Genomic DNA, 15,815 nt, shown 5'->3' with positions numbered 1-15,815 from the left:
TATGTATAGCTATCTAAATCCGCTTCGTTTTCTATCTGCCAATTCTTTTCAACCCAATCAGCCATCCCATTCGCCATGACAGATGTTGATTGATACACTGTAGGTGCAATAGTTTCAGGGCATAATTTCGCCCAATCACTAAGCCTTAAGGTTACTTCAGGAAGAATATCTGTATATTCTTGAAAAAGTGTATTGAAGTCTGCCTCCTCAAAACCGTTAGGTAGAATCTTGGCAATTTCACGCAATAAAAAAGCTTTTTTATCAGACGGAAGATGAGGGTGATCTTCTATCTCATCAATGGCTCTCATACAAAGATAAGCTGATGCGACCGCTTCTTGTACTCCCTGTGATAAATGACTAATAGGAATAAAGAACGTTCTGCTCGTAGCTAAGAGCATTTCCATCGCTTCCTTTTGTAGATCAGCAAGATTGTTAGTCATCATTATGTTAGTCCCCCCTGTAAAATTCCGCACTTCCCAGTATTCATTCTTCTATATGATTATCTTTATGATATCGAATTTATATTATAACAAACTTATTTTGTTTTAGTAAAGAAATGTCCTTTATTCACCTTTGAAGGTTGCTTTTCTTTTTTGGAAAAAGGCTTGCACTCCTTCTAGATGATCCCTGCTTTTACCTAGAATGGATTGCCCATTTGCCTCTTGCTCTAACTGAGTCGGAAGCGTATTTTCAAAGCTTGCTAGCATTGACTGCTTTAAAACGCCAAATGCTTTTGTAGGCATATTTGCCAATTCGATGGCCATTTTTTCAGTTTGCTTTTGCAAATCGTCATGTTCTATTATTCTGTTGATCATTCCTATCTGATAAGCCTCTTGCGCTTCTACAGTACGCCCCGAAGCTGCTAGCTCCATAGCCCGAGATAAACCGATGATTCTAGGCAGAAAATAGGATGTCCCCGCATCAGGCATCAACCCGATTTTAATAAAGGCTAAACAATAGGTGGAATGAACAGAAGCAAGACGAAAATCTGTAGCTAGGGCAATGCCTAACCCTGCCCCAAAAGCAGCTCCATTAATGCTTGAAATCGTCGGCTTCTTCAGTTCGGACATATATTGAATTGTACGATTATACGTTTTTCTTAGGATATCTCCATAATCAATCGCCTCTCCAGAATTGGAGGATACCGCACCTAAATCAGCCCCTACACTAAAACCTTTGCCATTTCCAGTGATGACTATACTTCGAACTTCTTTGGCATTGTTTGCTTTTTCTAAACACTGATAAAAGTCTTCATGCATTTGTTGATTGAAAGCATTTAGCACCTCTGGACGATTCAACACGATCCATGCCACCTGATCTCTTACCTCATACTGAATAGTACTAAACATCTTTTCCTTCCCCCTTAACATTTTCAATTCTTTTTTCCCAGTACCTCATGCACATAAGCTACAGGAACCGCTAAGCCCACTTTCTTTTTTTCATGATCAACCGTGTATTCACTCATAGCATAGACGACACCTATAACCTCTCCTTCATGATCGATCACGGGACTCCCGCTATTCCCTCTATACACATTGGCATCAATGATCAATACGCTTTTCTCTTGCTCAGAGATATGTACTTGCTCGACAATGGTTCCCTCATTCGCAATCTGTGAAAACGATAACGGATTGCCTATAAAATAAATTGGCTCAGAATCAGTAAATAGGTATTGTTCTTTTAGCTTTAGTACAGGCAGTTCGTCGGTTTCAGTCTGCACCTGTAATATCGCTACATCATATTCCTCATGACTGGCTATTGGTTCAGATCTGTAAGCGCTACCATCAGGGAAGCGAACAATGACACTCGAGTGATTCTGAATGACGTGATGATTCGTCACAATCAATCCTTCAGGAGAAATATTAAACCCTGTTCCTTTGCTGTCATTCGTTTCCACAATCACAACCGCCTGCTTATACTCTTGGATCGCTTCTTGTTTAGAAAGCATATTGGAGGTCTTGAGAAATTGTAAAGCCGGAATATTGATCACTGTTGGCAAAAAGGCTAGAACATTGACAATCAAAGCAACAGAAACAATAAATGCCAGGATTCGAATCATCCACTTTTTGTAGGGGGAAGGAGTAAGATCTAGTTCTTCTTCATCTTCGAAGTCCTCAAGAAACTCATATTCATCCCCCGTATTACGTTCCTCTATGGCATCTTCTTGCTCCCATTCCGTTTGGTTTTTCCCTATCTCTATTTCTTTCTCTTTTTCTTTCATTCTCCATTCCCTTACTTTCCACAGTATAATTCTTATAATACCATTTTTTTCTACCCAGGGACAGAGTCATTCTATTAGGGTTTGAAATGGACTTATTAGAACCTCATCATGTTATAAGGTATAATGACATTATCGACAATTTTTAGAAAGGATTTTTAGATAATGGAAAACCCTGCAACAAAAACACTCGATTCAAAATATATTCAACAGCATCTCGCTAATGAAAGAACATACCTAGCCTGGATCAGAACAGCCCTTGCATTTATTGGAATAGGATTTTTAGTATCTAATCTTCACTTCGCTACACCTTCACTCCGCTTTGAAACTACTGCTCTATTTTTTAAGCTGATTGGTGGCTCATCCGTATTATTAGGTATTTTTACAATCATTTTTGCCACCGTAAGCTATGTACAAAAAAGAAAAAACATCAACTCACAAACCTTTAGATCTCCAAAAAACTTCATTTTTTTCTTTTCTCTTCTTTCTATTTTAATCACACTATTATTTGGTGTTTATTTTCTTGTTTTCTTTTAAATAATGAAACGACCAATAGAAGATTGGTATTAGAATATAAAGAACCTTAGCGAGGAATGATATCTTCTCCATGCGGCATACAGTCATATTATTTACACTGTCTACCACAAGGGAAGCGTATCAGAACTAGTAGCTAAGGTTCTTTTTAATCAACTTAATTTATCACGTTCTAATCATCAGCTGGAGTAAAAACTCCAACTGATGGAAGTCTACGTTATACGGAGGGTTCAGCTTGCACGGATTGAGAATATTCCTTCATGATTCTGTCTATGATTTCTTGTACGCTTAGAATGTCTTTGATCTCGTGGACTCTTGATCCAGCGAAAACAATCCCATTATCGACATCTCCAGTGACTGGTTTAATTAATGAATCCAAGGTACAGAACTGGTAGGAACAATGCTTGAGGCAGGAAATACATTTTTCAATTTTCAACTTTTTACTTTCCAGCAGTCTTGAAGTAAAGCTATTTTGTATCGCTCTACCTTGAAGACCTACAGTTGTTTTGATCAATACTGTATCCCCTTCTTGACATGATACGTATTTTTCCTTGAAGTTTTGTGGCGCGTCGCATTCCACGCTTGCTACAAATCGAGTCCCCATCTGCACACCGGAAGCACCCATTTGAATAGCTTTCGCCACATCATCACCATGTAAAATACCTCCGGCAGCAATGACTGGGATGTCTACACTCTCAACCACCTCGGGTAAAATATCAAACAAAGGACGATCTGTCCCCAGATGCCCTCCTGCCTCAAAGCCTTCGACCACAACGGCAGCCGCTCCTAGCCTTTGCGACATCTTAGCCAGCTTAGCTGATGAAACAATAGAAATGACAGGGACATCATATTCCTTCCCCCAACTATACATATCTCTTGAAATCCCTGCTCCTGAGATAATAAAATCCACTTTCTCTTTCATTGCTGTTTTTATTGTTTCAGCAAAATCTGTCATGGCATAAAGTACATTTACTCCAATATATCCTACACCCTTCGTTAACTCTCTGGCTCGTCGGATGTGTGTCTTCAATTCCTCAATAGAAATCCCTGTTCCTGAAATGATGCCAATTCCCCCTGCATTAGCAACAGCCGAAGCTAGACCACTTAACGAAATCTTAACTCCCATGCCCCCTTGAATAATGGGTACTTTTGGTTTCATATGTGCAATTTGAAGTTGTGGAACCTTCATTTTATTCCCTCCTGTTTTATCCATCATTTCGATATGTCGTTTCATCATTCTTGTGTACAACCCTATGTACACTTGAACAGCATGTTATCACTAATGAACAAAATATGATGTGATCTACATCACAAATTCCTTGTTTATTGACAGAGAGAATATAAACCCATATAATCGATATGAATTTACTCTTATTAGAATTTTCTAAAATTTTTACTGAAAAACCTTATGTATAAATATGGAATATCGAAAGGAGATTGAACAATGAGCGAAGAACGTCAATACGGATTTGAAACCTTATCATTACATGCGGGGCAAAAAGCTGATCCTACTACAGGCGCACGAGCGGTCCCTATCTACCAAACGAGTTCTTTCCAATTCAAAGATACAGAGCACGCAGCCAATTTGTTTGCATTAAAGGAATTTGGAAATATTTACACTCGCATCATGAATCCTACTCAAGATGCCTTTGAACAAACCATTGCTTCCTTAGAAGGTGGAATCGGGGCTTTAGCGGTATCCTCTGGTCAAGCTGCGATTACCTACTCCATTCTAAACATTGCTTCTGCAGGAGATGAAATTGTTGCCTCTAGCTCACTGTATGGGGGTACATATAACCTATTTGCGATTACTCTACCTAAATTGGGGATTCACGTTCGCTTTGTCGATGTAGAAAATATGGATCTATACGACAAGCCATCAATGAAAAAACCAAAGCCGTATTTATCGAAACTATCGGAAATCCGAAGATCAATGTCGCCGATATTTCAGCTATTGCAGACGTTGCTCATGAAGCAGGCGTACCACTCATTGTGGACAATACATTTGCTACTCCATATCTCTGCCGTCCATTCGATTTTGGAGCTGATGTCGTAATCCATTCAGCCACGAAATTTATTGGTGGGCACGGAACATCGATTGGTGGGGTCATCGTTGATTCTGGTAAGTTTGACTGGAGAAATGGAAAATTCCCTGGATTAACTGAGCCAGATCCAAGCTATCACGGGCTTGTATATACCGAAGCGGTTGGTCCAATGGCTTACATTATAAAAGCAAGAGTTCAATTATTGCGTGATTTAGGTTCTGCTATTTCACCATTTAACTCCTTCCTTTTTATCCAAGGAGTTGAAACATTGGCATTACGCATGGAAAGACATAGTTCTAATGCATTGAAAGTAGCTCAGTTTCTAGCTGAGCATCCTCAGGTAGAGTGGGTCAGCTATCCTGGTCTAGAATCAAGCCCTTACCATGGTCTTGCCCAAAAGTATTTAGCAAAAGGATCTGGAGCCATTTTAACCTTTGGAGTCAAAGGTGGAAGTGCCGCCGGTCAAAAAGTGATTGATCAAGTCAAGCTATTTTCACATCTAGCTAATGTAGCGACGCCAAATCATTGATCATCCATCCTGCAAGTACGACTCACCAACAGCTGACAGAAGAAGAGCAAATCAAGGCAGGAGTATCTCCTGAAATGATTCGCTTGTCCGTGGGTATTGAAACCATCGATGACATCCTCTATGATTTAGACCAAGCGTTAAAAGCGTAGAGATCACACGATGATATAAAGTAGAATAGTAGTGTAGGGAGTTGTTTTGTCCTTCAAGACAGAATTCTTTCTACACTTTTTTCATTTATTCAGAAATATATGAGGTGTAAGTGAAAAAAAGATGTTCGACAAAACAAGTCAAAAAAAACTCTTTACAAATCTATTCCAAATAATTACCATTGTTCATGGAAGATTACATTCTCAAGTTCAGTCAAGACAGAGTATAGTGACTTAAACACCATAGTCTACTCAACAGATCATAGCTCTAGAATCTTTTATCACTACGACAATGACACAAAACATTCTTACTATGTAACTTATTAAACATAACTGGGTGAAAGATCTTTCTTTCACCCTATCTTTATGAAGAACCATTAGTGAGTTTTTTGTAAAATTCTGGGCATAGTAGAAATGGAGGAAAGGAAATGTATAAACAACATTATATGCTCCTACTTTTATTATTATTTTTTATTGCTGGATGTAATAACAATAACATCAACTATGAAGAAGACGATCTCTATCAAGGTTCAGGTAAAGTTGTTTTTGTAACACCTAAAGATGGAAATGTTCTACCCAACAAAAGCAAAGCTAGATATACACTCTCTTTACATGGATTTAAACCAGAGGGGAAGGAATTCGATACATACAATAGAACCCATAGTGCTGTAAGAGAAAAACCCTTAGAAATTACCGATAATACAAAAATCTACGATGAAAACGGGACAGAGATTGACCCAACAGACATTGAAGTAGACAGCATAGTAGAATTCAAATATATTATAGCTGGAAAATACCAGCTTGAAGCATTTAACGTAACGATAGTCAAGAGAGCTTCCGAAGCCTCCGAATAATGTGTTTCTGCATCTACACACTATAGAAGTCAATAGAAAAATATTTTGAAAAAAGGCTCCTATCATAGTAAAAGATCCTTACCAAGACTACCCTTTACTTATGTGGAGACCTTTTTATCATTTCTATAATTATGTTATTTCACTTTCAACGTCCTCAAACGATTCATTGCAGCAGCTAGTTCATATTTCCGAGGTAAAGCTAAATCACCAGGATGCTTACCATAATAGGGCGATATACAATCTAAGCCCTTCTTCTCTATATGCAAGTATAATCCCTCTATGATTTCTACTAGCGATCTTTCTCCATCTACCCACTTCTTTGAAATATATCTCATCATATCGGCAATCGCTCTAGTTTGCGATGGATCGACCAATTGCTCTATATACGTTAAGTCTATCTCATGTACACCATACAAAATTGTTGTCAATCTCTTCACATCCACTTTTTCTTTATTACCTCTTGATGCTTGAAAGCTATGATGTAGAGGAACTCGTTTGGTCACGATCATGGATTCATCAGGCGATATGTGACTGTCCTCTTTCATCTCACTTTCGGCAGAAGTACTCTCTTCTGCTATTTCCTTCGCTTTTTCCGTTACATCACAAGGGACATATTCATCAAGCATGATCACATGGTCAGCCACATCAAAATAAGCACCTGTTCCCCCAATAACCAAAACGGATGAAACCCCATGCCTATCATATAATTCCCTTACCCTATCTATAAAAGGAGTAATGGGTTCTTTTTCCTTTGCAACAAGCTTCCTCATTCTTTCATCCCGAATCATAAAATTAGTTGCACTCGTATCTTCATCTATGAGTAAAACCTTAGACTCTATCTCCAATGCCTCCATAATATTTGCCGCTTGAGATGTACTACCGCTTGCATCCTCTGTCGAAAATCGGGAGGTATCTTGCTTAAAAGGTAAGTTTGAAATGAACGGTGAAATGTTTACCTTTTCTACACGTCTTCCATCCTCTGCTCTAATTTTGAAAGCAGAATCATCTGTTATTACGTACTCACGCCCATCACCTGGGATATGATTATATACTCCTCTCTCTATCCCTTTTAACAGCGTACTTTTTCCATGATAACCTCCTCCGACAATGAGAGTAATCCCCTGCGCTATGCCCATTCCTCGGATAGGTTCAGTGTGAGGAACAGGGATTTCAATTTCCAGTGACTTAGGAGCTTGAAAAGGCACTACTTGAGATGTGCGTAAAGGTCGATTACTAACTCCGCTTTCTCTTGGTAAAATAGAGCCATTCGCTATAAAGCTAACAAACCCTTTTTCCTTTAAATAAGACCGTATAGTCACCTGTTGATCCGCTAGCTGCAAATGTCTAAATAGCTTTTCTCTATCTAGGTTAAAAATCGCCCTTTCAATTAAGGCTGGAACCTGTCTACATAATAAATCCTCTGCCATTTTCCCTAATATTCTCCTGCCAGCTGCTGGCAGACCAATGGACATCCTTACATCAAGCTCGATTTCATTGATCAAAACAGAAGTTCTAGGTAGCACCTCTTGACCAGGTGTATCCATATGAATTAACCCGCTTTTTCCTGTACCACTTCCTTTTTTCTGCTTATCTAGGTGACGAATGTTCGTGGCAATTTGTCTAGTAACATAATCTTCAAGAGCTGTTTTCCTCCATGAACTTTCAAACCATTCCTTAGGGTACTTTGCCTTTTCTTGTGGAATTTTCATTCTGATACGTGAAGGACTGGCGAAGGGATCTCCTTGTACATAATCTACAAAGAGCTGATACCCTTCCCCTTGATAAGATCCTTGAATATCTTTGTATGCTTTATAGCCTTTGCCTTCAAGCTTGAGTAATTGATAACTTAACTCTTGTGTAGACATGTGAAGGTTCATCCCTTTCTAGCTATTTCCCTCAGCTATACTGGATAATTCTGCCCAGCGCTCCACTAACTGCTCTAGTTCACCCTGTACTTTATTCTGTTCCTCCGTGAATTGCTGTAAGGCAGTGTAGTCGCTCCCTGCTTGCTCAATCTGTTCAGTAAGCTCTTCATTACGCTGTTCTAGAGCAAAAATTTTATCTTCTATCTGTTCAAATTCCTTTTGTTCTTTAAATGAAAGCTTCCTAGGTTTCGCTTGCTGACTGTTTTTCTCGATCGGTTTTACCGACTGGCTTTTTTCCTCAGCTTTTTCCGCTTTCACTCTCTGATCTTCTTCTTTTTTCAGGGCTAAATACTCACTATAATTGCCCATAAAATGTGAGAGGGTGCCATCTTCTTCAAAGCAGAATAAGTGGTCAACGGTCTGATCCAGAAAATAACGATCATGTGAAACAATAATCACCGATCCTGCAAAATGATCCAAATAGTCTTCTAGAATGGTCAGGGTTTGTATATCTAAATCGTTGGTTGGTTCATCTAGAAGAAGGACATTAGGTGCTTCCATTAGCTTGCGAAGCAAGTACAATCTTCTTTTTTCTCCACCAGAAAGGGTTGAAATGGTACTCCATTGAATGGTGGGCGGGAATAGAAAGCGTTCAAGCATCTGAGAAGCAGTTAGGATCGAACCATCTGCCCCATAGATGACTTCTGCTCCTTCCTTAATGTACTCAATGACCTTCATTCCCAGGTCCAAATTCATACTTTCTTGATCATAGTAGGATAAGCGAACCGTTTCCCCGCGTTGGACTTGACCTTTATCTGGCTCTAGCTTGCCTGCTAGAATGTTTAATAGGGTGGACTTTCCACTTCCATTCTTTCCTATAATTCCAATCCGATCTCCTGGTACAACAATATAGCTAAAATCCTTAAACAACACGTTCCCATTCAGCTCTTTAGACAAGCCTTCCATTTCTAATACTTTTTTCCCTAGCCGACTGCTCCCAAGAGCGCTAAAATCTAATTGTTCCTCCTTTAGGTCAATCTCTTTTGCTTGAATATCTCGAATACGATCAATCCGAGCTTTCTGCTTGGTTGTCCTTGCTTTGGCACCACGGCGCAGCCAAGCCAGCTCTCGTCGCAATAAATTTTGCCTTTTGTCCTCTGTTGCCGCCAGTTGCTCAATCCTATTTGCTTTCTGCTCTAAAAAATAGGAATAATTCCCCTTATAGCTATAGAGATACCCTTGATCCAATTCAACAATCCGATTCACAACTCGATCCAAAAAGTATCGATCATGTGTAATTAGGATTAGTGCTCCCTTAAATCGTGCCAAATACTCCTCTAGCCATTCGACCGTGTGGTGATCAATATGGTTGGTTGGTTCATCTAGAATAAGCAGGTCAGCAGCATGGATTAATGTTCGAGCAAGAGCCACTCTTTTTTTCTGTCCTCCAGAAAGCTCTTGGACAGATTTAGAAAACTGGGAAATATTTAATTTGGTAAGAATGGATTTTGCTTGCGTTTCCCATTCCCAAGCGTCGATTTGGTCCATCTTAGCAATGCATTCCTGTAGTTTCTTTTGAAGCTGTTCATTTTCTTGGTTCGCTTCTAGTAGTTGGAGGTTTTTTTCATACTCATGAACGGTTTTGGCTATGGCTGAATCACCATAGTAAACATAGTCTAATACATTGATCGAGGTATTAAATTCTGGATTTTGCGGAAGATACTCAAGAACAAGCTGATTGGATTTCATGATTTGACCAGCATCTGGCGGAATCAGTCCAGCAATCACTTGAAGCAGGGTTGATTTTCCTGTTCCATTCACTCCAATTAACCCTATTTTATCTCCTTCGTGAACACTAAAGTTAATTTCCTTAAATAACGGTTTCATTCCATAAGACTTGGATATGGCTTCTAATGTCAATATATTCATCTAGAAATATTCCCTTCATCGTTCGCTTTGTTGGGCTTTACCCCTACGATTCTATTCTTTTTGTTAGTATACCGTCTACCTCTAAAAAATGAAAGATTTAGTGACAAGCATGTTTTTTGGTTGCTTTTTTGTTATAATGAACAGAAAATAGCTTAAAGGAGTTAAAAGAATGAGTGAACATACAGTAAAAACAGCTCAATGTGAAGTTTGCGGAGCTAAGAACCCTAGTAAATTTAGTGCTTTCGAGTTAGAAAGCTTTGATATCAAAGTAAGTGAAGAAAAGAAAGATTTTTACCATGTGTGCTACCCTTGCTATGACCGCCTAACGGAAGAACAATTCCAAGATGAAGCGATTGAGAAAAGACTCAGTGAAAACCATAAAAACCTTGAAAAAACCATTGATCAAGGTTTTGTATGTCCAGAATGCAAAATGATGATTATTGAAGAGCCCCATACTTGCCCTGAATGATGAGAACAGCTTCTTACATAGAGGGAAAAATCTAACATCATTGAAGCCCCAAAACCCCGCCTTCACTTTTAAAAATAGTGACGCGGGGTTTCATTGTTTGATACGCTCTATTCAATCAAGGTTGTAAGTTCCTTCAGCTCTTTAGAAGTGAGCTTTCTCCAGTGTCCAACCTTTAAATGATCTAGTTTAATATTCATAATGCGAATTCGCTGGAGTCGAACCACTCGATAACCAAACACTTCACACATCCGTCTGATTTGTCTGTTTAACCCTTGTGTTAAGATAATCCGAAACACCCTATCTTTGATTCTGGTCACCTGACAGCGCTTTGTGATCGTTCCGAGAATTCGAACTCCACTTGCCATTCCTTTTATAAAATGCTCGTCAAAAGGTTTATCAACGGTTACAATATATTCTTTTTCATGATTATTCTCTGCTCTAAGAATCTTATTCACAATATCCCCATTATTGGTCAAGAGTATGAGTCCCTCGGAATCTTTATCTAGCCTGCCTATAGGAAAAATCCGCTCGGGATGATTGACAAAATCAACGATATTACCCTTCACGTGTTTTTCTGTTGTTGAAGTAATCCCTACAGGTTTATTCAGGGCAATATAGACCGCTTCTTTTTTCTTTCCTAGAGGCTTCCCATCGATCGAAACAAGATCCCCCTCTTCTACTGTACTCCCTAGACCGGCAAGCTGACCATTAATCTTCACACGTTTTGCTTCAATCCATTTATCCGCTTCGCGCCGTGAGCAAACCCCTGTTTCACTGATATATTTATTAAGTCTCATGTTTCTTCCCTTCTTCCGTTAAAACTGTTATCTATTGTATCAAAAAAGAGCGGTAAATGCTTCTTATGATGGTTAGAACGGGATAAATAATTTCAAAGGGAGTGTGCAAAATAAAGGTGTCCCTCTAATCCAAGAAGGAGTGATGGTACATGAAATGGCAATGGTCATTGTTAAAAATGCTGAAAAGCAGGCAAGACAAATCAATTGCACTCGCCATCGACACATCAACGAATCAGACAAGAACAATGCTAATATCCAATATTGTCAAGTTCTTCGGGGAAATCAAACCAGATACGCAGCTGGTTCAAGCGGATTATAAGATTCGCAGCATTCACCCTATTCAAGAAACAGAGATCAAATACTTCACTCATGGTAAATCATCCTATACCGAAGTATTAGAGTGGGCAGAAAAAGAAAAGATCGATGCCTTGTTTTATATTACAGACGTAACGGGATATTATTATGAGGAGCTTCATGTCGACTTTGAAGTGTTTTGGCTGGTTCCTGATGATTTCCTTCCACGAGTCCCCTTTGGCAAAGCCATTACCGTCGCTTAATTCATTTATCTGTTACAATTAACCTAAGCATATGCTTTCTCAGACGGAGTGCAGAAAGGATAAGTTCCTTCTCCTGCACTCTGTCTGTATAATCCTTCCTTACTTTAATGTTCCCGTAGAAATGATGGTTGCTTTAACGTGAGATGAAACCTCTGCTTTTTTAAACTTATTGATCCACATCTCTTTTGTCCATTCTCCTTTGCTTTTTGCTCTCGCATGTCTCCCAAGACCAATAGGATCAATCTCTTTCTCTTGAAATTCATGTAGGAGCTGAATTAATTTTTTATCTACAGCTTCTTCTATTTCTTTTTCTAGCTGCTTTCTCCCTTCTTCAAGACCTAAGTTTGCTTCCCCATTATAATCAACCACCACACCTCGAACATATAAGCTAACATGCAGGTTCAGTTTTTCCGAATCCTGATTAACATCTACATTAAATTTGGACTCAACAAATTTTAGAATCGCTATCTTCGTTTCCTTTTTACCACCGATTGCTTCATTGACCTCAATCTCCATATCAGGTAGCTTCTTTTTTTTCTTGAGAGCCTCGAGAATTTTAGCTTCTTCTGGAACCACTGTTGATACCATCATCGCCTCCTTAAATAGAGCCACCTTCGTAATCTCTATAGAGTCCCCTCTTTCTTCAATATAGGGGACAGAAGGATCAGATACATTGTCCGTTAAACGATAGACGAAGTCGTGGACACTGGTAAATGGGTTAAAGGCAATTCCCTCCCTCGGCTTCAATAATTCTGGGATATAGGAGCTCACATCAGGTTTATCCTTAAATTTCTTTCTTAGAATCTTCTCTACCTCATTCCCCTTAACTACGGCTATTCTAATGTTGGGACCGATTTGCGCATCACGATAGAGGGTAAATATAATTTCTTTCACCCCTCTTTTTCTAGCTAATTCCTCACTAAACAAGATGACTCTCAACTGAGAGGTCGTCATCAGCTTCTCTGATTGAGCTGAGAATTTCATGATTCCTTCATGGGCTAATTTTGCATTCATGCTGAAAATCTGAGTATGGGATTCGGCTTTGGGATTGGGTTGTGGTAAGGTATAGGTTATTCGGATTTGGTCTTCATCAGCCAGATCAAAACCCATCACCTCAACAAAACCATAATCCTCTAGGCTAGGTCTTTCTGTATCAATAATCGCACAACCTGACAAGAAGAGCAGGAGAACGAGGAAGCCTGCTGTTTTTCTGCCCAATCCTTTTGGTTTTGCCCATTTCTTTCTTATTTTATAGATGAGTAGGAGAATAATAGGCCAGACAAGAAAGCCATACCCAGTATAAACAGACCATTCATCAAAAATCTTTGTCTGAATCGTACGAGGAATCGGTCCTAGAAAGACAAGAAGAGCAACAATAGCTAAAAAATAAAGATGCCAGGTTCGATTTTTGTGATTAGAAAGCAAGCTATCTAGTCCACGCTTGGCTGCCCAAAGATACACAGAGGTGGTTGACATAATAAGAAAGATCCACAGTGTCAGTCCAAAGGTTTCAATCCTTTCAATAAACGCAAGCTGAACCGACTGATAAATATTCAAAAGGGGGTATAACAAATGCTCCATTTGCCATGTGGAAAAATACATGACACTCGTAAAGCTGACTAGGACATAAAACATAACGGTAATCCAAACTCCTATCACCGAATCGCGATATGCCTTCTGTTGATTATAGATGTATGGAAAATAAATCATGATTAATTCAAATCCAAGCATGGAATGTCCTCCCAAAAACAAAGCTTCCCCCCACTCTGTATAGCTTGTGTCAAATCGAGGTAGAGCGTCTATGAAGTACCCCTTGGAAAAGGGCCAAACCAGAAAAACAACCATCCATCCAGTAAAAAAGAACGAAAGCATATTGAATCTCGCTACTGATTTGATGCCTCCATAGACAATAAGAACAAGCACAATAAATGAATAGATACTCCCAGGGAGAATCGTGTGATCAGGTAATGTCACCACTTGTATCAATCGAAGATATCCTTCAAAAACAGATGCGACTGAAGTTATAGCATAAATTGTAAATAAGGCATTCATGATTTTCCCCAGCCATTTCCCTAAAACTCTTTCATGAATAACAAACAATGAATCGTCAGGAAATTTCCTGCATAGCTGTACCATAGGATACAATAATATACTGGCAATGACACCAAGAAGCAAAGGGGCTATCCATTGGTTATTTCCTAAGGGGCTTAAATCATTGACGAGTGAGAGTAAACCTAGACCAATCATAGAATTCTGCACTAAAAAGATGACATGATATGTTTTAAGCTTTTTTAACCTCCCTTTATCCATTCCAATTACTCCTCATCCAATGGTCTTGTTTGTTGTTTCTTAGCGCGGGACATTCCTCTTCTTACACTAAAGAAGGTAATGGGCGCCCGGACGACACTATCTAATAGGTCTGTCCATCTTCTAGGCCATACAGGGGTCATATAGGGATTGCCCAGAGAAGTTAAATTTAACAAATGATTAAACCAATAAGCCAGAAGAAGCATCTGTCCAAACATCCCCATCATCCCTGCCCCAATGATAAAAACATAACGCACAAAACGAATTGAATTACTCATTAAATAGTTAGGTGGCATAAAAGACAACAGGGCACTAATCGCCACCAGCACGATTAGAATATTGCTGGCTAAGCCTGCTTCTACTGCCGCTGTCCCAATCACAATCCCTCCTACAATACCAATGGTCTGACCGATCTTGGTCGGCATTCGGGCTCCGGCTTCTCGCAAGACTTCTATAACAAGCTCAATGATTAAAGCTTCAATAACAGGCGGGAAGGGAACCTGAGCACGCGATTCAGCAAGAATGATCAACAGCTGGGGAGGAAGCATCTCTGGGTGAAAGGTCAAAACGGATACATAGGTTGAAGTCAGGAGAATAGAAATAAAAAATCCAATTAAACGAATACTTCTTAATAAGGAAGCTGTAGTCCAACGATTATAGAAATCCTCTGGACTGGAAAAAAGCTCAAAAAAAGAAGTAGGCAAAATGGCCATTTCAGGACTTCCATTTAAAAAGATTCCGATCCTCCCATCTAATAAAGCGGCAATTGCATTATCAGGTCTGACTGTCATGCCGAATTGTGGAAATGGGGAAAACGGCTTATCCTCAAGCATTTGCTGTAATACCGGTAAACCAATAAAACCTTGAACCTCTATATTTTTGAGGCGATACATGACTCGATCTATATTTTCTTGATTAGCGATGTTCCCCATATAAAGCACAGCTACAGTATTTTGTGTTTCTGTTCCTAACAAAAGTACCTTGGTTTTTAAGTTAGGGGTTCTTACTCTCCTCTTAATCAATGACACGTTGGTTTCAATGGATTCTGTGAATGAATCTTGAGGACCTAAAACAGTTGTTTCCGATTCTGAAGTGGTAACAGCACGCGTTTCGCCAGAAAACGTATTGATTATTAAAATAAGATTTCTTTTTTCAAAGAGTAGAACAGAGAAACCGCTCATCACTTCATGGAGGAGTTTGGGTAGCTCATCCTCTTGAAGCTGATTTGCATTTCTAAGGAACTCCTCTGGTTTTTTATCTTTTTGTTTCTCTAGTTCCTCAAGGGGAGTCAGAACAAAGCTCTGTAATGATTTCGTATCCACAAGAGAATTGAGGTAAATCAAGGTCACTGGTTCACCATTGACGACAAGGTTCTTAATAATCGCATCATCCACGTCTTTCAACTGCTTTTGAATCTCTTCCTTCGTTACTTTCCCTTTACTTTCAGGAAAGATAATGTCTTGATCAGGTCCGTCTGTTTTCACTGTTTTTCTCAAGATTCTTTTAAAAGATTCCCATAGCATGATTGAAAACCTCTTCTCTTTAAATACAGTAGATTGATTACT

The 15,815-nt window shown here is 39.2% G+C and carries 13 protein-coding genes and 1 pseudogene; 5 read left to right on the top strand and 9 right to left on the bottom strand.

The genetic code is table 11. The features are described 5' to 3' along the window. The 3 genes from JCM10596_RS09475 to JCM10596_RS09465 all read right to left on the bottom strand — a co-directional run. Positions 1-443, bottom strand: a 443-nt coding sequence (locus JCM10596_RS09475) for a squalene/phytoene synthase family protein (protein ID WP_159102338.1), incomplete at its 3' end; no start/stop codon positions are given. A gap of 120 nt (positions 444-563) precedes the next feature. Next, a complete protein-coding gene (locus JCM10596_RS09470) occupies positions 564-1,349 on the bottom strand; it encodes an enoyl-CoA hydratase/isomerase family protein (RefSeq protein WP_025026924.1) in 786 nt (261 codons plus the stop codon). A gap of 23 nt (positions 1,350-1,372) precedes the next feature. Beyond that, positions 1,373-2,221, bottom strand: a complete 849-nt coding sequence (locus JCM10596_RS09465) for a S1 family peptidase (RefSeq protein WP_025026923.1) — start codon at positions 2,219-2,221, stop codon at positions 1,373-1,375. Between the two features lie 162 nt (positions 2,222-2,383). Here JCM10596_RS09465 and JCM10596_RS09460 point away from each other — a divergent pair, with 162 nt between their 5' ends. Next, positions 2,384-2,755, top strand: a complete 372-nt coding sequence (locus tag JCM10596_RS09460) for a YidH family protein (RefSeq protein WP_025026922.1) — start codon at positions 2,384-2,386, stop codon at positions 2,753-2,755. A gap of 214 nt (positions 2,756-2,969) precedes the next feature. On the opposite strand, the gene JCM10596_RS09455 is transcribed toward JCM10596_RS09460, so the two are convergent. Beyond that, a complete protein-coding gene (locus JCM10596_RS09455) occupies positions 2,970-3,941 on the bottom strand; it encodes an NAD(P)H-dependent flavin oxidoreductase (protein WP_025026921.1) in 972 nt (323 codons plus the stop codon). Positions 3,942-4,196: 255 nt separating this feature from the next. Between JCM10596_RS09455 and JCM10596_RS24750 the strand changes: the two are divergent. Then, positions 4,197-5,475: pseudogene (locus JCM10596_RS24750) on the top strand (homocysteine synthase). A 425-nt stretch (positions 5,476-5,900) separates the two neighbouring features. Further along, positions 5,901-6,326, top strand: coding sequence for a hypothetical protein (locus tag JCM10596_RS09445; protein WP_025026920.1), 426 nt, complete (start codon positions 5,901-5,903; stop codon positions 6,324-6,326). Between the two features lie 134 nt (positions 6,327-6,460). Here JCM10596_RS09445 and JCM10596_RS09440 read toward each other — a convergent pair whose 3' ends face one another. Together JCM10596_RS09440 and JCM10596_RS09435 are read right to left on the bottom strand one after the other, a co-directional pair. Further along, positions 6,461-8,191 (bottom strand): ABC-ATPase domain-containing protein, encoded by a 1,731-nt coding sequence (locus JCM10596_RS09440; RefSeq protein ID WP_025026919.1) that lies wholly within the window; start codon positions 8,189-8,191, stop codon positions 6,461-6,463. Between the two features lie 18 nt (positions 8,192-8,209). Next, positions 8,210-10,120, bottom strand: a complete 1,911-nt coding sequence (locus tag JCM10596_RS09435) for an ABC transporter ATP-binding protein (RefSeq protein ID WP_025026918.1) — start codon at positions 10,118-10,120, stop codon at positions 8,210-8,212. Positions 10,121-10,289: 169 nt separating this feature from the next. Between JCM10596_RS09435 and JCM10596_RS09430 the strand changes: the two genes are divergently transcribed. Continuing rightward, positions 10,290-10,589 carry a hypothetical protein gene (locus JCM10596_RS09430; protein WP_025026917.1) on the top strand — a complete coding sequence of 100 codons (300 nt, stop codon included), beginning with the start codon at positions 10,290-10,292 and terminating at the stop codon, positions 10,587-10,589. A gap of 107 nt (positions 10,590-10,696) precedes the next feature. Here JCM10596_RS09430 and rluF read toward each other — a convergent pair whose 3' ends face one another. After that, positions 10,697-11,386, bottom strand: coding sequence for a 23S rRNA pseudouridine(2604) synthase RluF (gene rluF / locus JCM10596_RS09425; RefSeq protein WP_025026916.1), 690 nt, complete (start codon positions 11,384-11,386; stop codon positions 10,697-10,699). 149 nt (positions 11,387-11,535) lie between these two features. Here rluF and JCM10596_RS09420 point away from each other — a divergent pair, with 149 nt between their 5' ends. Continuing rightward, entirely contained in the window at positions 11,536-11,943 is a 408-nt protein-coding gene (locus JCM10596_RS09420) for a VWA-like domain-containing protein (protein WP_025026915.1), read from the top strand. A 99-nt stretch (positions 11,944-12,042) separates the two neighbouring features. Here JCM10596_RS09420 and JCM10596_RS27700 read toward each other — a convergent pair whose 3' ends face one another. Then, positions 12,043-14,253, bottom strand: coding sequence for a Ger(x)C family spore germination protein (locus tag JCM10596_RS27700; protein WP_025026914.1), 2,211 nt, complete (start codon positions 14,251-14,253; stop codon positions 12,043-12,045). Positions 14,254-14,258: 5 nt separating this feature from the next. After that, positions 14,259-15,773 carry a spore germination protein gene (locus tag JCM10596_RS09410; RefSeq protein ID WP_081791986.1) on the bottom strand — a complete coding sequence of 505 codons (1,515 nt, stop codon included), beginning with the start codon at positions 15,771-15,773 and terminating at the stop codon, positions 14,259-14,261. Positions 15,774-15,815 lie beyond the last annotated feature (42 nt).

It is taken from the genome of Caldalkalibacillus mannanilyticus JCM 10596 (genome assembly GCF_000615945.1).
GTDB classification, from domain to species: Bacteria; Bacillota; Bacilli; order Caldalkalibacillales; family JCM-10596; genus Bacillus_AT; species Bacillus_AT mannanilyticus.
The sequence above is the reverse complement of the archived record's forward strand: the minus strand, read 5'-3'. Positions and strand labels throughout refer to the sequence as shown.